Source organism: Paraburkholderia jirisanensis (assembly GCF_054782355.1).
This window is the reverse complement of record NZ_BAAGSQ010000029.1, coordinates 498,881-517,007: the sequence shown is the minus strand read 5'-3', so window position 1 is coordinate 517,007 and position 18,127 is coordinate 498,881. Positions and strand designations below refer to the sequence as shown.

Sequence of the window (18,127 nt, the reverse complement as noted above, 5' to 3'; positions counted from 1 at the left end):
TCTACTCCCCTTTCTTTGTTGTTTCGTTGCCGGCGTGCACCGGTTCGCGCTGGCTCGCTACCAATGCGGCAAGCGTATTGATCGAGCGAAAGTGTTCGCGCGTGCTTTCGTCGTTGGCCGCGATGGTCAGCTGATAGTGCCGGCGCAGCACAATGCCGATTTCCAGCGCATCGATCGAATCGAGGCCGACGCCGTCGGTGGCGAACAGCGGCGCATCGTCGTCGATGTCGGCGGGTGTCAGGTCTTCCAGATCGAGTGCGTCGATCAGAAGCTGTTTGATCTCAAGCTTTAAAGAATCCATAGTCGAACAGGTGCTGAGTAATGTGAGCTTCGATCGCGCTCGTGACGTGACGCGCCGCGATCGCGGCGGGCACGTCGCGCACCGCGAATTCGTCGACGCCGCGCGGCGCAAGTACGTTGACACGCATGTGAAACGGCCGTGGCGGCACGTGATACCAGCGCATCCCTTTGGTGAAAGCCGGTGGGTCGCAATCCATCAGCACCGGCAGAATCGGCGCATGCGTATCGAGCGCCATGTAGGCGAAACCGCGCGAGAACGCATGCAGCCGGTTGCGTGCCGGGCTGCGCGTGCCCTCGGGAAAAATGATCAGCGTGTAGCCGGCGGCGAGCTGCCGCGCGCCCGCTTCGACCAGCGCGACCGGATCGGAATTGCTGACGTATTCGGCGGCCCGCACGATGCCCCAGAACACCGGGTTGCCCCAATGCGCGCTTTTGACGACGCAGCAGGCGCGCGGCGTCAACGACAGCAGCACCATCACGTCGAGCCATGTCGGATGATTCGCGACCACGATCGCCGCGCGGCGCGCAAGCAGTGTTTGCGCGCCGGTGGTGCTGAGTTTCATGACGCCGATACGGCACAGCACCCAGACCAGCGCACGAAAGTACACGTGGATCACGTCGGACACCGCGCGCTGGCGCGACGCGCGATGCGGCCACAGCGCGGCGAGCGGAACAGCGAGCAGCGAAAACGCCAGCCCGCACAGCCCGAATGCCACGAAGCTCATGCCGGTGGCAAACAGCCGCCAGGGGTAATCAAGCCGCTCCGTCATGCCATTGCCACTCCCATTGCGCGGTACCGCGCCGCCAGTGCGTCGCGCCGTGTGTGTCCAGACAGTGCAGCAGCGCTTCGCTCTGCGTCGCGAACAAGGCGTGGGCGGCGGCTGGCGGCGAACCTTTCATGGGATTCGCCGCGTGGGGGCCTGATGCCGCGTCCGCTACCGCGTCCGCTTGCTCCGATACCGCGCTTGTTACCGCGCCTGTTACCGCACTTGTTACCGCGCACGATAGCCGGCCCTGCGCGGCCGGCGCGTCGAGCAGCAGCGCGAGCGCGCCGCCCTGCACTTCGTTCTCGATCGCACCGTACGCGGCATCCGCCGGCTCGTCCGCATAAACCAGCAGCACCGGCGTGGCCGGGTCGCTTGCGTACTGCGCGTGCGCCTCGAGCAACGCGTAGCCGAGCGTTTCCGCACCCGCCGATACCGCGCTTGCCGCCGAGCGGTCGCCGCGCGCAATGCCGAACACGCCGGTCATCGCATTGAGCACCGACAGGCTGAACGAGGTCGGCGAAACCGGCTCGCCCGCGCCGATCGCACGCAGTATTTCGGTAGTGCGGCGCAATTCGCCGTGCCGCGACGCGAACAGCACGCGCACGTGGCTGCGATCGGCCGCGCAATCGTGCGCGACCTTCAGCGCGATGCGCGACAAACTGCTCAGACGGCGCCGCACCATCGGCTCGATAAAGCCGAGATCGGGGGCGGCGGTTGCGGCGACAGGCCAGAAAGACCAGCGAGCAACCGGAATAGTCCAGTGCAGATTGGGCATGTCGGGGTTCGCGCATACGGGCTGCTGATGCCTGAAAAAGGGGTGCCTACGCTGGCAATGACGCCAGCGACCGCGCCGGCGACTGCACGCATGCACCTTCTTTCTGGAGATTAATCGCCGCTCAGGAGGTCAGCCTTTTATCCGGTTTAGCGAGGTAACGGCACTTTGTGCCGATTATTTAGGGGCGGGTCGCCAAACCACTCTATATTGTGTGGCCGGGTTGCTTCCGACCGCCCGAAATCATACTGAACATTCTTAAATAAATCAGCCAGAAAAGACGTATCCAACTGTATCTGTGTCCGAATCGCGACGGGAAAAATCGCCGCCCTCGTGTGCACGGGGCTGTCGCGAAAATGGGCAAAGGCCGTGCGGTGGCGCATGGCTGATTGCTGCGTCGCCGCAGTGCGCGCGTTTTCGCGAAACTCGCTAAAAGACGGGACAATCGCCGTCGTTTTGCAATGAAATGTCTTTGTTAGCTGCCCACACGAACAAAATCGCGATGAACCGGGGCTGGCACGCTAGCCGCCCATGCTATAATCCGCCCCTCATTGGGGAGTAGCCGCCCCGCCAGATGCTCCACCGAACGGCCGGAAACGATTGGATTTCCCAGGTATTCGCTACCTGATCGTTCTGCGTGCTGCGCGCATCGATGGCGGGGGCGTCTGTCAACAAACTTGGCCGCATGCGGCCATGGCAGACGCAGCCTTTGGCCTGGCGAGACTGATGGTTTACTGCGCGCCGCAACAGGGCCCGGCGCGCGGTAGATCGTCGCTCGTTCATATCCGGCCCGAGGAAACACGTACACGTGGATCAAGCTCTTCTCATCTCGACCGGTGCGGTCGCGCTTGCCGAAATCGGCGACAAGACCCAACTCCTTTCGCTGGTCCTCGCCGCGCGCTATCGCAAACCGCTGCCGATCATTTTCGGCGTACTCGTCGCTACGCTGGTCAACCACGCGGGCGCCGGTGCGCTCGGTGCCTGGCTCGGCTCGCTCGTCACGCCAACCATCATGCGCTGGGCGCTGGCCGCTTCGTTTGTCGGCATGGGTTTGTGGATTCTGGTGCCCGACAAGCTCGACGACGAAGAAGCCAACACCAACCGCTCGCGTCTCGGCGTGTTCGGCGCCACGGTCGTCACGTTCTTCCTCGCGGAAATGGGCGACAAGACCCAGCTCGCCACGGTTGCGCTCGCCGCGCGCTTTCATGATTTCTTCGGTGTGGTGGGCGGCACGACGCTCGGGATGATGATCGCGAATGTGCCGGCGATTCTGCTGGGCGACCGCTTTGCGCACAAACTGCCGACCAGACTGGTGCACGGTATTGCCGCGGTGATGTTTGTCGTGCTCGGCACGCTCGCGCTGTTCGGCGTGGGGCTCTGAGCAAGGCGATGTTGTCCGGCGCCGGCCGCGCCGCTGTGACAGCGGGCAGCCGGCTGGTCTGCTGCATGTGTGGCCGCTGCAGCCAGCGTTCCTGACGCGCTACTGCGCGCGACCGACCCGCTACCGCTATTGCACCGTCTTGGCCGCCGACGCGGGTACCGCCGGCGCGGCGCTGCCCGCCGCCACTTCGTTCGGCACGGCGCCCGCGCCGCGCCCGTCGAGCGGAATCTTCACCGTACGCACCACGCCGTTGCCGAGCGGGAAATCGGCCAGCGCGCTTTGTGCGAGGAACGGCATCGCGTGCACCAGCGACGAGTCTTCGCTGGCACTGCGCGCGGTCACGTTATAGAGCTCCTTGCCGCTCGCCCTGTCGGTGATGCGCACGCCGAGCGTCTGCGTATAGACCGGATAGCTCTGCGTGACGTAACCGCCGTAGCCACCGCCGAAACCGCCGCCGCCGTACGGGCCCCACGGACCCCAGCCGCCCCAGCCGTACGGGCGGCCCCAGGCATACGGGCCGACCCACGGGTCGTAGTAATAGGCGGGCGTCGACGTGATCGCCATGTCCGAGCGGGTGTTATAGGCAATCGCAACCAGATAGTGCGCGCGGTCCATGTCGACCTGGCGGAACGCGTGCGTGGCCAGCGCGTTCGCGACCACCTGCTCGTACGTGGACTGCTCGATGCTCGCCTGTTGCGCGCCGCCGCGTTGGAACGCATAGGTGCGGGTAGCGTCGCTGCCGCCGTCCCAATCGGAGAATGCGGTGACCTGCGTGGTCACGTACGACGTGCAGCCGGCCAGCAGCGTAGCCAGCACCGCCAGCGTCACGATAACGGGGCGGGTCCAACGGTCGAGCTTCATGGTCTTTCCTCTTCTTCGCTGTCGTCGCCCGCACACGCCGCGCAGGCGGCCCGATAATACGCTGACCGCTCATCAAGGTAAAAAGTTCTGGTCGCAGACGCGCCGCGCCTTTGCTTTTACAATGGTCCGATCAGCCCCGCCCGCACGCCGCGCGGGCGGGCTTCAACGCTCCTCATTTTCCTCCGACCATGGCCGATACCGCTACGCCCAACGTGATCCGCCGCGCCGCTTACGCGCCGCCCGCCTTTCTCATCGATACCGTCGCGCTGGAGTTCGATCTCGAGCCCGAACGCACCATCGTCAAGAGCACGATGCGGGTGCGGCGCAACCCCGATGCGGTGCGCGCCACGCACCTCGAGCTGATGGGCGAGCAGCTCGAATTCGTCAGCGCCACGCTCGACGGCAAGCCGTATGCGGCCACCCGCGCGCATGAGCACGGCCTCACCGTCGAAGAGGTGCCCGATGCGTTCGAGCTGACGCTGATCGGCATCTGCAACCCGGCGACCAATACGACGCTGTCCGGCCTGTATGTGTCGAGCGGGAATTTCTTCACGCAATGCGAGGCCGAGGGGTTTCGCCGCATCACGTGGTTCCTCGATCGCCCGGATGTGATGGCCACCTTCACCGTAACGCTGCGTGCGGACAAGGCCGCGTGTCCGGTGCTGCTGTCGAACGGCAATCTGCTCGAACAGGGCAACCTGCCGGATGGCCGGCACTTCGCGCGCTGGGAAGATCCGTTCAGAAAACCGAGCTATCTGTTCGCACTCGTCGCCGGCAAGCTGGTCGCGCTCGAAGAACGCATCCAGAGCGGTTCGGGCAAGGAAAAACTGCTGCAGGTATGGGTCGAGCCGCACGACCTCGACAAGACGCGCCACGCGATGGACTCGCTGATCCATTCGATTCGCTGGGACGAGCGGCGCTTCGGCCTCGAGCTCGATCTGGACCGCTTCATGATCGTCGCGGTCAGCGACTTCAACATGGGCGCGATGGAGAACAAAGGTCTCAACATCTTCAACACGAAGTACGTGCTGGCGAACCCGGAAACCGCCACCGATACCGATTTCGCGAACATCGAAGCTGTGGTCGGCCATGAGTATTTCCATAACTGGACGGGCAACCGTGTCACCTGTCGCGACTGGTTTCAGCTGAGCCTGAAGGAAGGCTTGACCGTGTTCCGCGATCAGGAATTCTCCGCCGATATGGCCGGCGGCCAGAGCAACGGCAGCGACGAAGCGGCGCGCGCGACGAAGCGCATCGAGGACGTGCGCGTGCTGCGCCAGATGCAGTTCGCCGAAGACGCCGGCCCGATGGCACACCCGGTACGGCCGGAAAGCTACGTCGAGATCAACAACTTCTACACGATGACAGTCTATGAGAAAGGCTCGGAAGTCGTGCGGATGTACCAGACACTTTTCGGTCGCGACGGCTTTCGGCGCGGCATGGACCTGTACTTCAAGCGGCACGACGGGCAGGCGGTAACCTGTGACGATTTCCGTCATGCGATGGCCGATGCGAACGGCCGCGACCTCGCGCAGTACGAGCGCTGGTATAGCCAGGCGGGCACGCCGCGGGTGACGGTCGCGACCGCGTACGATGCCGCGCAACGGCGCTACCGCGTGACGCTGAAGCAGGGCTACGGCGACGCGTCGGCCGCGGCGCGCGAAACGCAGCAAGGGCCGCTGCTGATTCCGTTCGCGATCGGCCTGATCGGCGCCGACGGGCGCGACCTGCCGTTGCGCCTGGAAGGCGAAGCGCAGGCCGCATCGACAACCACGCGCGTACTCGAATTCACCGCGACCGAGCAGACCTTCACCTTCGTCGACGTGGCGGAAAAGCCGCTGCCATCGCTGCTGCGTAATTTCTCGGCACCGGTCATCGTCGAATACGACTACACCGGCGACGAACTCGCCTTCCTGCTCGCGCACGACAGCGATCCGTTCAACCGTTGGGAAGCCGGCCAGCGGCTTGCAACGCGTGAACTGCTGACGCTGTCCGACCATGCGGCCTCCGGTGCGCCGCTGCAGCTCGACCCGGCCGTGGTCGCGGCGTTCGGACGCGTGCTTGCCGATGAAACGCTGTCGCCGGCGTTTCGCGAGCTCGCGCTGATGCTGCCGTCGGAAGCGTATCTCGCCGAGCAGATGGCCGAATCGAATCCGGCAGCCGTGCACCGCGCGCGACAGTTCCTGCGCAAGCAACTCGCCAACGCGCTGCGCGACTCGTGGCTCGCGATCTACGAACGCCACCAGACACCCGGCGAGTATCAGGCGACACCCGAAGCCTCCGGCCACCGCGCGTTGAAGAACCTCGCGCTTGGCTACCTCGCCGAACTGGACGATCCGCGCGACGCAGTGCGGCATGCGCGCGCGCAGTACGACGCGGCAAACAATATGACCGATCGCGCTGCTGCGCTGTCGGCGTTGCTGACCGCGGCGACCTCCGGTGCGGGCACGAGTGACGCGCAGCAGGCACTGGACGACTTCTATCGCCGCTTCGAAAAAGAGCCGCTGGTGATCGACAAGTGGTTCGCGTTGCAGGCCACGCAGCGCGGCACCCCGCAGCGCCCGGTGATCGACATCGTGCGCCGCCTGATGACCCACCCGGCGTTCAACCTGAAGAACCCGAACCGCGCACGCTCACTGATCTTCAGCTTCTGCGCGGCCAACCCGGCGCAGTTCCATGCGCAAGACGGTTCCGGCTATGCGTTCTGGGCCGAACAGGTCATCGCACTCGACGCGCTGAATCCGCAAGTGGCGGCGCGACTCGCGCGCTCGCTGGAACTGTGGCGCCGTTTCACGCCGGCGTTGCGCGATCAGATGCGCGCGGCACTGCAAAAGGTCGCCGCCGAAGTGAAGTCGCGCGACGTGCGTGAGATCGTCGAGAAAGCGTTGGGCTGATCGGTCGAACGAGGTTTCATTGGTATCGAAGCCGGCACACGTTGCCGGCTTTTTTATTTGTGCCGTGCGCTGGTCGGTCCGTGTCGCACTGGCCATTTGGACGACTGTTCAAGGCCGCCTGAACAGCACAAAGTAAACGCACCCTTATAACAGTTTACATTTAACGCAGTGCGTTATACGATACCTATGATTTCAAGTTTTGGCGACAAGGCAACGGCATTGGTTTTTACAGGTGGCTTCGCGCGCTCTCTGCCTGCTCACATACAGGCCATTGCGCATCGCAAGCTCAAGATGATCGACGCGGCCATCTCGGTAACGGACCTGTTTGTGCCGCCGGGCAACCGGCTCGAGGCACTGCACGGGGAACGGAGCGGACAGTGGAGCATTCGCATCAACAGCCAATGGCGCATCTGCTTTTATTTTGCCGACGGCGAGGCGCAGAACGTAAGCATCGTCGACTACCACTGATTGATTAAATGGAGGACCGTATGGTTATCAAACGCTCCGAGCTGGAAAGCACGGACTTTTCCGACATCGCCACCGGCGAACGCATCAGCGCCGTTCACCCAGGCGAAGTATTGCGTGCGGAGTTTCTGGATCCGCGCGGCATGTCGGTGAATGCACTGGCGCTTGCGTTGCGCGTGCCGGCGCCGCGCATCAACGATGTCGTGCGCGGCAAGCGCGCGGTGTCGCCGGAAACTGCGCTGCGTCTCGCGCGCTATTTCGGCACGAGTCCGCTGTTCTGGATGAACCTGCAGGTCGCCTATGAGCTGCGCGTTGCCACAGAGGCATCGGCTGCGCAGATCGAGCGCGACATCGAACCGCTACCGCCGCGCGAGCGGCCCAGACCGCCGAAAACCCAGGCAGCGCAAGTGCGCGCGATGTCGCTCGCTGCGAACGCCGCGCGGCGCGTTGCATCGACGTAGCGACCCTGCTGTCGCGCGGTCCTGAGGTCGCGCGCGGCGCGCTGCGTCCGGGCGCACTGCGGTGACGGCGTGATGACGTGTCGTTATATATTTTTGCCGCGAATTTTCCGGAGGCGTTTTCGGGGCGCATTTTCGGGGTGCATTTTGTTAACGCGGGAACTGCCGTGCGAGCGGGTAAAATCGCGCTATTCCCATTGCCTTCCGGAGTACAGCAATGTCACTGCAACGTCGTACCACACTCACGAAGTATCTGATCGAGCAGCAGCGAGAAAACAATAACCTGCCGGCAGATCTGCGTCTTTTGATCGAAGTCGTTGCGCGCGCGTGCAAGGCAATCAGCTATCACGTCAGCAAAGGTGCGCTCGGCGAAGCACTCGGCACGGCCGGCAGTGAAAACGTGCAAGGCGAAGTGCAGAAGAAGCTCGACATCCTGTCGAACGAAATCCTGCTCGAAGCGAACGAATGGGGCGGCAATCTGGCGGGCATGGCATCGGAAGAGATGGAACAGTTCTTCCCGATCCCGGCCAACTATCCGCGCGGTGAGTATCTGCTGGTGTTCGATCCGCTCGACGGCTCATCGAACATCGACGTCAACGTATCGATCGGCACGATCTTCTCGGTGCTGCGTTGCCCGGACGGTCAGCAACCTACCGAGGAATCCTTTCTGCAGCCGGGCACGCAACAGGTCGCCGCAGGCTATGCGGTGTACGGGCCGCAGTCTGTGCTGGTGCTGACCACCGGCAACGGTGTGAACTGCTTCACGCTCGACCGCGAGCTGGGTTCGTGGGTGCTCACGCAAAGCGACATGCAGATTCCGGTTGAGACACGCGAGTATGCGATCAATGCGTCCAACTCGCGCCACTGGTACGAACCGGTTCAGCAATATATCGACGAGTTGAATGCCGGCAAGGATGGCCCACGTCAGGTCGACTTCAACATGCGCTGGATCGCGTCGATGGTGGCAGACGTGCATCGCATCCTGAATCGCGGCGGCATCTTCATGTATCCGGCCGACAAGCGCACTCCGGATCGTCCCGGCAAGCTGCGCCTGATGTACGAGGCAAACCCGATGGCGTTCATTGTCGAGCAGGCCGGTGGCGCGGCCACCAACGGCGAGAAGCGCATCCTGGATATCGAGCCGAAGTCGCTGCACGAGCGTGTTGCCGTGTACCTCGGCTCGAAGAATGAAGTCGACCGCGTGACCCGCTATCATCTCGAAAGAAAAAAGTGAGCAAGGGGCTTGCCAACCGGACAAGGAACTCCCTATAATCGCGGTTCCCTGATGCCGGAATAGCTCAGACGGTAGAGCAGCGCATTCGTAATGCGAAGGTCGGGGGTTCGATTCCTCTTTCCGGCACCAACCAAGCTTCAAACAAAAAGCCCAGTCTTTGACTGGGCTTTTTGTTTGCCGGTGTTTGCCGGTTTCTCGTTTGCGGCGGTTTGCGAGAGTTCAATACAGTCGCTTCACTGATAACACGACGCTCGCAAGTTCCGCGAACACGATGCCGTATTGTGTTGCGCAGTACGCTGAGCTTTCATCGAGAAACGCGCCTTCCGATGTGTCTTCCGGGCAGATAAATTTCTCTATCCCGCGCGTCGCTTCGCGAAGGAAAAGGGTGAAGGTTTCACTGTACAAACGCCCAGAAGCGCGTACGATGGGTTTCGTTGGCGTCGCGTTTATCCGGCGTTTCTTCCAGCCCAAAGTCAGTGCCGCCGGAGTTCTCATCGGCGGCAATCTTTTGAATCCCGCCATGCGGTTGTATATGCCGCATCAGCCTTCCCTATCAGCGCAGTCGCCAATCCGCGACTGCTGAGGTATTTCCATGGCAACTGCCACGTACGTGTACAGGGGACTGCAGGTCTGTCCGCTTGTCTATCCGCGCCGCGCCACCAGGTCCGGTTACGCTCATAACTACGACGACGGCTTCGACGCCGCGGTCCGCATCAATGAGCTCGAGTCCGCTGAATCCGAGATCCGCAGCCGGGTGTTTCGGCTCCCCGCCGAAAGGCCATTTAGTAATAGCGGCGATGCGCGTCGTGCGTCGATCGCCTTCGCTGAGAACCTGATCGATGGATGTCCTTCCGGGCAAACGATCTGGGATCGCGAATAACGGCAATCGCAATGGGCGCTCGATGTCTGCCGTGCAAGCTCGCAAGCGGTGAAGCTGCGCGAGTGTCATCCGCGTGCAGCGGTGTGGAGCGGTATATGAATTTCGATCCTGCTGTATTCCTGATTGATCCTACGCCGCGGCGCGCCGATGGCGAGTACATGGCTCACGCCAGAATCAGTGGCACTGCGGCGGGCGGCATCGCATTCACCCACGTGAGCGGCGACCTCGCAGGTTTCGATCTTCGCGACGATGCAATCCGTTACGCACACCATTGGGCAACGCAATGGCTCGAAAAGCGTTATGGCTAGCGCCCCGGGCCCCAGCAGTTCTCCGATGCCTGTGCATGAGTCACTTCTCAGCCTGGCCGAATATCTCCAGCTGCCCCTGAATGCCGGGGAGAGCATCATCATGATGCAAGAGTGCGACGCGTCCTGCGCGATGTACGTCGGCAACGCATCGAGAGATCAAGGCTTGCTGATTTTTCACGGGACTATCGCCGCGTCCGTTGCAAAAGAAATCGTTCGGCGCACCCGCGCCGGCCGGAACCGCATCGAAGTCGCCGGCCAGGTGTTTCGCTTCGTGCGTAGCGCCATCCACTTTGAAGACCGCGGCGCTGTGATGTTCGATCCGGCCTGACGCGCCAGGCATTCGGCACGAAGCACATCGCGCTACAGCAAGCAGCCCTTTCGTCCGCCCCCTCCTTCGCATCGATCATTCTTGTGCACGGCTTCTCGCCGCATTGCCCCGGGTCAAGCGCATCCGCGCGCAGCCAGGGAATACCAGAAGTCACCATCCCATCATCGGCATGCATTAGCGCGGCACCCGCGAAGCCCTTCGCAAAATCGCGGCAACGGAATACGGAATTGCGATCGCCGGTAAAGCGTTTACCTACCAGAGCCCCGAGGTTGTCAACGACGTAGCCGGATCGGTCGTTAAGCTGGAAGGCGCGCACCTTTGCGACATCGCTAGAACCGTTGTCCGCCAAGACAACGCGCAGCGCATCTGCAGCACGGCACAATTCGACGGACAATAGCTCACGAATGGCAGGCACGCAGCGCAGTGCAGCAAGTGGAAGAATTTGCCGCGTTCATGCAGCGGATGGGAACATTCAGGACAATCGATAAATTTTATGCAAGCTCGTTCAATCGTGGAACCAGTGTGCCGTTAAAGCAACAGGAGACGACGAAACGCGAGTTTTGCGGTCGAGCGCACTAGTGGCGAACGGGGACTGCAGCAGATAATCGATTCGTAAAGGAGAAAAGATCATGGACAGCAAACCGCCGAAGATTCCGACCCCCGACAAGGTGTTCAGCCCGGATCCGGAACCCGCAGGCGTCGAGTTTCTGGGAGCTGAATTGCCCGAGCACGTACGTGCGTTCTTCGACGAACAGCGCAAGTCGTGCGAACAGAAGTAACGACGAACGGGGATTTTGCAACGAATCGCGCACAGTGAAGATGCTGCGAACGTTGGAAGCGTTTTCACGTTGTGCGCGGCATGTGCGCGCGACACGACCGCGCGCGCGTTGATGACTGCATGCCGGGAACGGCACGCTGCGTCGATGAGCGACCGGGTCAAACGATCTGCCGCGAGCTGATTTGTTACGTGGGCGACGAACGGCCCGCGTATGCAACTGCGCTACCGCTGCATCGGTTTCATTGTGTCTTTGCTATTTGGTCCGACCACCCGTTCGCCGTTGCTCCGCTTTTCTTCCTCGCTTTTTCCTGATTCTGTCCATGTCCCGTTCAGCCTGTGCCGGCGCACTTTGCATGCTTGTCTCGATCCTCACGCTCGAGTTTGCTCCCACTCCATCGCGCGCGGATTCCGATGACACCGCTCTGACCAACCTCATCTCGCTGGTCTCGCAGCGCCTCGCGCTTGCTGAGCCGGTCGCCCACTGGAAGTGGGTCAATCAGCGTCCCATCGACGACACGCCGCGCGAAGTCGCGCTGTTGACTGATGTAGCGAAGCGCGCGCGCACGGCCGGTGTCGATCCCGAATTCGCGCGCGAGTTTTTTCAGGATCAGATCGACGCCAACAAGGAAATCCAGCATGCGCTGTTCGAGCAATGGCGCAAGCTGCACCCGCCCGAGGGACCCGCGCCGGACCTGAACACACGCACGCGTGCCCAGCTCGATCGCCTGACGCAATCAATGACGGCTGGACTTGCTCGCGTGCAGGCTCTGCGCGAAGCGCCCGATTGCCCGTCACGCGTCGCGCAGGGTGTCGCGAACTGGAAATCGCTGACGCGCTATGACGCCGCGCAAACGGCCGCATTGACGCACGCGCTGGGACATGTCTGCGAGTCCGGCGGGGTCGGCGCGACCGGCTAAGTCAGGCTAGTCCTGATGCGCGGAGGCAGTCTCGGTGGTTTCAACCGCGCCGGGCGGCGCGGTAACGGGTGCATCGAGTGGTGCCACCCGCAAACCGCGCGCGAGGTGCGTCTGCAGCAGACGGTAGGTCGACAGCTCGAATGCTGGCGGCGGCGCGCTGCCACGCTCGAGTAGCGCAGCCGCTTCGGCCGCCGTCGGCGCGTGGCCCAGATAACACCAGCGATGCACCACATGAAACGTGCGAGAAGCCGGTTCGTCGCCGCATTCGTCAAATACGATCGCACCGGCAAACGGCCACGGCGCGTCGACCGGATCCGCGCGCGAGACCCGCGGTGTCCGGTTATGGGTGGGACGCAGCGTTGCGACCCACTGCGCCTCAGCCAGCAGCGCACCCACTTCGCCGCCCGTCGCGCGCCACTCGACGCGCCGCACCTGTTGCGCCAGCCGCAAGTCCTTTGCCGAGCGCCGCTCACCGGTAAGATGCGCGCGAATCCGCTGGCGCACACGCACGCTGCGCCCGACGTACAGCGGTGCATCTTTTTCGTCGAAGAACGCATAGACACCGCAGCCCGATGGCGCGGAATCGACCAGATCCTCCGTGATGTCGCCGGCCAGCCGGTAGCGCCGCATGGTCCGGTCGATTTGCGCGCGCAGCGCGTCGAGCGGCACCAGCGCAGGCAGGCGCTGCCAGAATTGCCAGATCAGGTCGGCATCCGCGAGCGCACGGTGCCGGTCGGACGGCACGAGCGCATGGCGCGCCACCAGCGCATCGAGACCGTGGCGCTTTTCCGCCGGAAACAGCGCTCTCGACAAACGAACCGTGCAAAGCACGTCGGGATTGAACGTCAACCCGGCGCGCTGGAATTCGACACGCAAGAAGGAACGGTCGAAACTTGCATTGTGGGCAACGAACAGCTTGCCGTTCAGCCGCTGATAGAGGCTCGCGGCAACCACGTCGAAAGTCGGCGCACCCGCCACCATCGCGTCGGTGATGCCGGTCAGTTGCTGGATGAATGGCGGGATCGGCCGCAGCGGGTTGATCAGGGTGCTCCAGCGGGAAACGCCGGCAGGTCCGATTTCGACCACCCCAACCTCGGTAATCCGGTCTTGACCGGCCATGCCGCCCGTGGTCTCAAGGTCGACGAAAACGATAGGTACATCGAGCGCCGCGGACGACGACAGGAACAGTTCAGACATAAATAGGAAAAGTCTTCGAGCGACGGTTTGGGGGCAAGTATGCACTATCGCTCCGCTCGCATGCTTGAGACTTTGACGTCCGAGCACCGGAACACATCAGATCAAATGGACAGACCCTTAGATCGCAGCGCGTCATTCGACATGGCCCGAACTTATCAACAGATTATTTTAGACTCAGTCCCAAGAAATCGATGTCGCCTCTCATCTATTCTTATTAATGCCTTTCCAAAAGCCACTTTCTGATAACGCCTCAAACTGAACAGCCATCTTCCAATAAAAAGCCCTCGACATGCGAGGGCTTCGTTCACTATAGGGTGACGCCTACGGATTACAGCGGCTGGATGTTTGCCGCCTGCTTGCCCTTCGGGCCAGTCTTGACTTCGAAAGAGACACGCTGATTCTCTTTCAACGATTTAAACCCTTCCGAGCGGATTTCGGAGAAATGGGCGAACAGATCGTCGCCACCCGCATCCGAAGTGATAAAGCCAAAGCCCTTAGCATCGTTAAACCATTTCACGATACCGGTTTCCATATACAGTTTCCTCAAATTTGTTTTGACACAGGTAATACAAACTCCGAATCCAAACGCAGCGATATCGGCCTCGCATTTATACGGGCGCGCGATTGAATCGTCAAGGCCATGTTTACCAGCGTAGCAAGGCATTCAAACAAAGGATGCGTAGCGCATACAAAAGTACTGTTGTTGATGCACTTACTGATTATTGACAGCGCTTTTTACCGGCAATCGATATATCAAGAAAAATATACCGATGTGTAACTAAATGTGAATTTGGTAAGTGTTTCCACGGGTTGTTATGCCAGTGCCCGCCGCCGATGATGACCAATAGCAGTGGCTTCAGGGAGGCTGTCATGCTGTCAGATATTATTCACCGCGTTGTAGCTCGTTTCGCACATTCATCAGAAAAATCGGCGGAACAAAAGAAACATGACTCGCCCGCCGAATTCCAGGTCGATCCTGTCTGGCACGGAGATCACTGGCAAAACCTGCTGTCCTCCCCGATGGACGCCCGACATTACGTAATGGAAGATTGGAGCGTCACCCCCAGGTTCGAATTGACGCCCGTGATTCCTGTCAGGTCGCGCCGCTAGGCCACATCCGCTCGCAACCGCAGAAACAAAAAAAAGCGCGACTGGGAAGTCGCGCCGACAAAGTTTGGAGATCTTTTTCGTCAACGAAAAAGTCTGCTTCGGAAAGCAGAAATTTCAGTATAGCGTGCCTCATCAGCACGATTAGCTATACAAATCGCAAACATTCGTTTCGTAATTTGAAATAATCGCCGGCTTTGCCAAAGATATTTGTTGTTTTTGCGCATCATTAGCCGTAGCAATTACACAACGCAACGTCGCTGACACAGACCCCAGGGTCATCCCTGACACGCCGTAAGGCCTTTGCCAGTAAGGCGACGGGGAGTCGCCCCCATCATTTCCCTTCACGTAATACTTTATTGCGGAAATTGGAACGGTCACAAACCGACCGCATCTCTACACTTTGCCTACTCGGAAAACGAACGTGTGTGGTGCACCGCGCGTTTCCACGCGAACCTTCGCCTCTCGCAGCGTTTCGCGTGACTGTTTTCTACAAGCCTGGGTTTCCAAAACCCATCCTGTTCTCGGAGTTACAAAGATGAAAAAGACACTCATGGTCGCCGCCCTGACGGGCGTTTTTGCTACTGCTGCTCACGCGCAGAGCAGCGTCACGCTGTACGGTTTGATCGACGCCGGCATCACCTATACCAACAACCAGCACGGCCACAGCAACTGGCAGGAAACGAGCGGTTCGATCAACGGGAGCCGCTGGGGTCTGCGCGGCGCTGAAGACCTCGGTGGTGGTCTGAAGGCAATCTTCACGTTGGAAAACGGCTTCGGCATCAACGACGGCACGCTCAAGCAAGGTGGTCGTGAATTCGGCCGCCAGGCTTTCGTCGGTCTCGCAAGCGACCAGTTCGGCGCCGTGACCCTCGGCCGTCAATATGACAGCATGGTCGACTACGTCGCTCCGCTGGCTCTGACGGGCACGCAATACGGCGGCACGCAGTTCGCCCACCCGCTCGATAACGACAACCTGAACAACTCGTTCCGCGTGAACAACGCGATCAAGTACCAGAGCGCCAACTACGCCGGCTTCAAGTTCGGCGCGTTGTATGGCTTCTCGAACCAGGCTGCCGGCTTCGCGAACAACCGCGTGTACAGCGCGGGCGCATCGTATAGCTTCTCGGGCTTCAACCTCGCCGCAGCGTACTTGCAGGTTAACAACAACGGCAACGTCAACGCCGCAAACGTCAACTCGAGCGGCGCAATCGCCAGCGACAACACGTTCTTCGCTGGTCGCCAGCAAACGTGGGGCGCAGGTGCGAACTACACGTTCGGCCCGGCAACCGTCGGCGTCGTGTACACGCAGACCAACCTGAACTCGCTGAACGCAATCGGCGCGGGCGCATCGGGCAACAGCAATCCGCTGGCCGTCGGCGGCGGTCAAAGCGCTCACTTCCAGAACTTTGAAGGCAACGCACGCTATGCTCTGACGCCGGCTCTGAGCCTCGCGGGTAACTACACGTACACGCGTGCGAACATCCAGGGCCAAGGCGAGCACTGGAACCAGGTCAACCTGCAAACGGACTACGCGCTGTCGAAGCGTACGGACGTGTACCTGCAAGCTGAATACGTGACGACCAACGAAAACGGCCTCATCAAGCCGGTCGTCAACGGTCTCGCTGCTTCGGCAACGGACAACCAGGTCGCCGTGACGGCTGGTCTGCGTCACCGCTTCTAAGCTTTAGCTGGATCCGCAGTATTGAAGGCGCCGCTTGCGGCGCCTTTTTTGTTTAGCCTGTTCCGTTTAGCTTTTACCGGCTTCAACTCGAAGAGAAAGAACAAGAAGTCCCTGGCCGTGCCGAAGCCCATCAATCCGCAGCTTCCTGTTCCGCCGTCGGATAGCGCACATCCAGCACATCAATCGACTCCGGCCCCGCCGGAGTATGCAGCGTCACCTGATCGCCGACCTTCGCCTTCAGCAACGCACGGGCGATCGGCGAAATCCAGCTGACGTGCCCCTGATCCAGATCGACCTCGTCGACCCCGACAATCGTCACCGTATGCGACACGCCATCTGCGCTCGCATATTCGACAGTCGCGCCAAAGAACACCTGATCGGTGTTCTCCTGCCGGCTGCTGTTCACGACTTCCGCCAGATCGAGCCGCTTCGTCAGAAAGCGGATGCGCCGGTCGATTTCGCGCAGCCTGCGTTTGCCGTAGATGTAATCGCCGTTCTCCGAACGATCGCCGTTCGAGGCGGCCCACGACACCAGCTTGACCACTTCCGGCCGCGCTTCGTCGATCAGATGCAGCAACTCATTGCGCATCCGGCGCTGGCCGGCTGGCGTGATGTAGTTCTTGGTGCCTGCGGGAATGTCGGGTTGTGCGACGTCGAGGTCGTCGTCGTCTTCGTTTGATTCTTTGACAAAAGCCTTATTCATGATCGTCCGCCGTACAGCTGCAACTGTGGCCTGCACGCCGCCCATGCGGCAGCGGCACGCTCACAGCCCTCAAATCAAACAACTAGGGTACACGATTGCAGCAGTCGTACAAATCGCCGAATGACCCTTCCCTTTTCTTCCAGCTCTGCTATAATCTCGTTTCTGCGTGCGGCTGTAGCTCAGATGGATAGAGTACTTGGCTACGAACCAAGGGGTCGTGGGTTCGAATCCTGCCAGCCGCACCACTTATTCGAGGGCCTTCCTCCGGGAAGGCCCTTTCATTTGACCCAGTTTTATAAGTTGTCTGTAGTACCGGTTTTGCGTGCGGCTGTAGCTCAGATGGATAGAGTACTTGGCTACGAACCAAGGGGTCGTGGGTTCGAATCCTGCCAGCCGCACCACCTTTGAAAGGCCTTCCGCACAAACGGAAGGCCTTTTGTTTTTAGTGCACCCGTATGCGCGCTTGAGTGCGCCGCTCCTTGTTCGACCACCCTACCCGGAACGCGCCACTGATTTGATATCGCCGATCCTCGCGTCCGGCGATGGCGGGTCATTCACCATTCGTGCCGTCGATTGCTCGCCAACCGGCTCGGCACGCGTACCGAACAGCGCCTGAGACTGCATCAGCACATCGTCGACGGTGTCGCCGAAGCGGCTCGTCACGAACGCCCTGAGCAACGCGATCCGCAGCGATTCGCCGCGCGCCTCGACGCTGCGCTCTTCATCGCCATGAAACTGCGCGACACACCAGGCCGCGCCGGTACGTGCACGCTCGCGTATCTCGAGGCTTTGCGCCCGCTCGAGCACGACCGCCGCGGCCTCCCACGACGTGGATGGCGTGAAGCGCCCATCCCATGGGCGACCGTGATCGTTGCCGCGAATCGAAACCGTGCGGCCGCTATCGGTGAAATGGATCTCGCGTACGAAGTCATGCAGGCCGCGCGCGACCCAGTAATCGAGTGCGAGGCCGTTCAAGTCCGCTACGTTCATTGCATTCGCTCCCGCAAACAGGTGAACGCTCATCTGTGTCAGTACCGGCTCAGCAAACCACGGACCCAGCAACGTCAGGCGAACCGGGCAGCGGGACGGCTGC

The 18,127-nt window shown here is 61.2% G+C and carries 21 protein-coding genes, 3 tRNA genes and 1 riboswitch; of the genes, 15 read left to right on the top strand and 9 right to left on the bottom strand.

The features are described 5' to 3' along the window. Position 1: 1 nt before the first annotated feature. The 3 genes from ACYVNQ_RS28020 to ACYVNQ_RS28010 are packed head-to-tail and all read right to left on the bottom strand — an operon-like array spanning position 2 to position 1,842. Positions 2-301: a phosphopantetheine-binding protein gene (locus ACYVNQ_RS28020; protein WP_460906981.1), complete on the bottom strand. Its 300-nt coding sequence runs from the start codon at positions 299-301 to the stop codon at positions 2-4. Next, positions 282-1,070 carry a lysophospholipid acyltransferase family protein gene (locus ACYVNQ_RS28015; protein WP_460906979.1) on the bottom strand — a complete coding sequence of 263 codons (789 nt, stop codon included), beginning with the start codon at positions 1,068-1,070 and terminating at the stop codon, positions 282-284. The genes ACYVNQ_RS28020 and ACYVNQ_RS28015 overlap by 20 nt, the downstream gene beginning before the upstream one ends. Next, positions 1,054-1,842 (bottom strand): beta-ketoacyl synthase chain length factor, encoded by a 789-nt coding sequence (locus tag ACYVNQ_RS28010; RefSeq protein WP_460906977.1) that lies wholly within the window; start codon positions 1,840-1,842, stop codon positions 1,054-1,056. Before ACYVNQ_RS28010 ends, ACYVNQ_RS28015 begins: the two co-directional genes overlap by 17 nt. Positions 1,843-2,380: 538 nt before the next feature. Next, positions 2,381-2,594, top strand: a riboswitch (yybP-ykoY riboswitch). A 53-nt stretch (positions 2,595-2,647) separates the two neighbouring features. On the opposite strand from ACYVNQ_RS28010, the gene ACYVNQ_RS28005 reads away from it, so the two are divergent. Next, on the top strand, positions 2,648-3,220 hold the full coding sequence (locus tag ACYVNQ_RS28005) for a TMEM165/GDT1 family protein (protein ID WP_460906975.1): 573 nt from the start codon (positions 2,648-2,650) through the stop codon (positions 3,218-3,220). A gap of 126 nt (positions 3,221-3,346) precedes the next feature. Here the strand turns inward: ACYVNQ_RS28005 and ACYVNQ_RS28000 are convergent, their stop codons facing one another. Continuing rightward, positions 3,347-4,081, bottom strand: coding sequence for a DUF4136 domain-containing protein (locus ACYVNQ_RS28000; RefSeq protein WP_460906973.1), 735 nt, complete (start codon positions 4,079-4,081; stop codon positions 3,347-3,349). A 188-nt stretch (positions 4,082-4,269) separates the two neighbouring features. On the opposite strand from ACYVNQ_RS28000, the gene pepN reads away from it, so the two are divergent. From pepN to ACYVNQ_RS27975, 5 genes are all read left to right on the top strand, one after another. Beyond that, positions 4,270-6,975: an aminopeptidase N gene (gene pepN, locus ACYVNQ_RS27995; protein WP_460906971.1), complete on the top strand. Its 2,706-nt coding sequence runs from the start codon at positions 4,270-4,272 to the stop codon at positions 6,973-6,975. 186 nt (positions 6,976-7,161) lie between these two features. Beyond that, positions 7,162-7,443, top strand: a complete 282-nt coding sequence (locus tag ACYVNQ_RS27990; protein WP_460907721.1) for a type II toxin-antitoxin system RelE/ParE family toxin — start codon at positions 7,162-7,164, stop codon at positions 7,441-7,443. A gap of 20 nt (positions 7,444-7,463) precedes the next feature. Beyond that, positions 7,464-7,901: a HigA family addiction module antitoxin gene (locus ACYVNQ_RS27985; protein WP_460906969.1), complete on the top strand. Its 438-nt coding sequence runs from the start codon at positions 7,464-7,466 to the stop codon at positions 7,899-7,901. 214 nt (positions 7,902-8,115) lie between these two features. Continuing rightward, the gene (locus ACYVNQ_RS27980; protein ID WP_460906967.1) at positions 8,116-9,132 is read left to right on the top strand and encodes a class 1 fructose-bisphosphatase; all 1,017 of its coding nucleotides are present in this window, start codon (positions 8,116-8,118) and stop codon (positions 9,130-9,132) included. Positions 9,133-9,185: 53 nt separating this feature from the next. Next, positions 9,186-9,261: transfer RNA gene (locus ACYVNQ_RS27975), tRNA-Thr, on the top strand. Positions 9,262-9,351: 90 nt separating this feature from the next. Here ACYVNQ_RS27975 and ACYVNQ_RS27970 read toward each other — a convergent pair. Continuing rightward, complete coding sequence (locus tag ACYVNQ_RS27970; RefSeq protein WP_460906965.1) at positions 9,352-9,627, bottom strand: hypothetical protein; 276 nt, start codon at positions 9,625-9,627, stop codon at positions 9,352-9,354. Positions 9,628-9,724: 97 nt separating this feature from the next. On the opposite strand from ACYVNQ_RS27970, the gene ACYVNQ_RS27965 reads away from it, so the two are divergent. The 5 genes from ACYVNQ_RS27965 (at position 9,725) to ACYVNQ_RS27945 (ending at position 12,343) form a co-directional block, all read left to right on the top strand. Next, positions 9,725-10,012, top strand: a complete 288-nt coding sequence (locus tag ACYVNQ_RS27965) for a hypothetical protein (RefSeq protein ID WP_460906963.1) — start codon at positions 9,725-9,727, stop codon at positions 10,010-10,012. 95 nt (positions 10,013-10,107) lie between these two features. After that, positions 10,108-10,320, top strand: coding sequence for a hypothetical protein (locus ACYVNQ_RS27960; protein ID WP_460906961.1), 213 nt, complete (start codon positions 10,108-10,110; stop codon positions 10,318-10,320). 25 nt (positions 10,321-10,345) lie between these two features. Further along, positions 10,346-10,648 carry a hypothetical protein gene (locus tag ACYVNQ_RS27955; protein WP_460906959.1) on the top strand — a complete coding sequence of 101 codons (303 nt, stop codon included), beginning with the start codon at positions 10,346-10,348 and terminating at the stop codon, positions 10,646-10,648. A gap of 629 nt (positions 10,649-11,277) precedes the next feature. Then, positions 11,278-11,427: a hypothetical protein gene (locus tag ACYVNQ_RS27950; protein ID WP_460906957.1), complete on the top strand. Its 150-nt coding sequence runs from the start codon at positions 11,278-11,280 to the stop codon at positions 11,425-11,427. Between the two features lie 319 nt (positions 11,428-11,746). Beyond that, positions 11,747-12,343 carry a chorismate mutase gene (locus ACYVNQ_RS27945; protein ID WP_460906955.1) on the top strand — a complete coding sequence of 199 codons (597 nt, stop codon included), beginning with the start codon at positions 11,747-11,749 and terminating at the stop codon, positions 12,341-12,343. A 6-nt stretch (positions 12,344-12,349) separates the two neighbouring features. Here the strand turns inward: ACYVNQ_RS27945 and ACYVNQ_RS27940 are convergent, their stop codons facing one another. Next, positions 12,350-13,540, bottom strand: a complete 1,191-nt coding sequence (locus ACYVNQ_RS27940; protein WP_460906953.1) for an exonuclease domain-containing protein — start codon at positions 13,538-13,540, stop codon at positions 12,350-12,352. Positions 13,541-13,868: 328 nt separating this feature from the next. Beyond that, entirely contained in the window at positions 13,869-14,072 is a 204-nt protein-coding gene (locus ACYVNQ_RS27935; RefSeq protein ID WP_299634936.1) for a cold-shock protein, read from the bottom strand. 338 nt (positions 14,073-14,410) lie between these two features. On the opposite strand from ACYVNQ_RS27935, the gene ACYVNQ_RS27930 reads away from it, so the two are divergent. Together ACYVNQ_RS27930 and ACYVNQ_RS27925 are read left to right on the top strand one after the other, a co-directional pair. Then, on the top strand, positions 14,411-14,650 hold the full coding sequence (locus ACYVNQ_RS27930; protein WP_460906951.1) for a hypothetical protein: 240 nt from the start codon (positions 14,411-14,413) through the stop codon (positions 14,648-14,650). Positions 14,651-15,185: 535 nt separating this feature from the next. Continuing rightward, positions 15,186-16,331, top strand: coding sequence for a porin (locus ACYVNQ_RS27925; protein WP_460906949.1), 1,146 nt, complete (start codon positions 15,186-15,188; stop codon positions 16,329-16,331). Positions 16,332-16,461: 130 nt separating this feature from the next. Here the strand turns inward: ACYVNQ_RS27925 and greB are convergent, their stop codons facing one another. After that, the gene (gene greB / locus ACYVNQ_RS27920) at positions 16,462-17,034 is read right to left on the bottom strand and encodes a transcription elongation factor GreB (protein WP_460906947.1); all 573 of its coding nucleotides are present in this window, start codon (positions 17,032-17,034) and stop codon (positions 16,462-16,464) included. 168 nt (positions 17,035-17,202) lie between these two features. Here greB and ACYVNQ_RS27915 point away from each other — a divergent pair. Next, positions 17,203-17,279, top strand: a tRNA-Arg gene (locus ACYVNQ_RS27915). A 79-nt stretch (positions 17,280-17,358) separates the two neighbouring features. Next, positions 17,359-17,435: transfer RNA gene (locus ACYVNQ_RS27910), tRNA-Arg, on the top strand. A gap of 91 nt (positions 17,436-17,526) precedes the next feature. Here ACYVNQ_RS27910 and ACYVNQ_RS27905 read toward each other — a convergent pair. Then, positions 17,527-18,024 (bottom strand): phage protein NinX family protein, encoded by a 498-nt coding sequence (locus tag ACYVNQ_RS27905; protein ID WP_460906945.1) that lies wholly within the window; start codon positions 18,022-18,024, stop codon positions 17,527-17,529. Positions 18,025-18,127: the final 103 nt, after the last annotated feature.